The 556-nt window shown below is 55.2% G+C and carries 1 protein-coding gene; it reads right to left on the minus strand.

Features of this window, described 5'->3' with window-relative positions; all coding sequences use genetic code 11:
- Nucleotides 1-556: DNA polymerase III subunit beta (dnaN, locus tag ACR0B3_RS24500; RefSeq protein WP_480811311.1), on the minus strand; the 556-nt coding region annotated here is incomplete at both ends.

The following is a 556-nucleotide window of genomic DNA, read 5'->3' on the forward strand; positions in this document are numbered from 1 at the left end:
TCGGCCGCGCCTGCATCTGGGGCATTCACCGACAGAACCAAACGATCCTCATCAAGGGACAGTTTCACCGCGCGTGAGCGCTCGGACGACACTGTGGCAACACGATCAACTGCACGCGCGAATTCAGAGGCATCCACCTCCAATTTGCGAGTGTTTCCCGATGGGATCACGCGCTGATAATCAGGGAAGGTTCCATCAATCACCTTCGAGGTCAGCGTGATCTCAGGTGTAGCGAACCGAATTTTTGTCTCAGATACGGAAACCGCAATCACCGCATCGTCATCTTCCAACAATTTGCGGATTTCACCCACGGTTTTGCGCGGCACGATCACGCCGGGCATGGCCTCGGCACCTGTGGGCAACTCGGTATCCACGCGCGCCAAGCGGTGACCATCTGTGGCAACCGCGCGCAGCATCCGTCCCTCTTCACCTTCGGCAATATGGAAATAAACGCCGTTGAGATAATAGCGTGTTTCCTCAGTCGAAATCGCGAATTTGGATTTATCGAACAAGCGGCGCAGCGCCGGCACTTTGGCCGAGAAATTTGCGCTATATT

The sequence above is a fragment of the Ruegeria sp. CE9 genome, assembly GCF_056537425.1.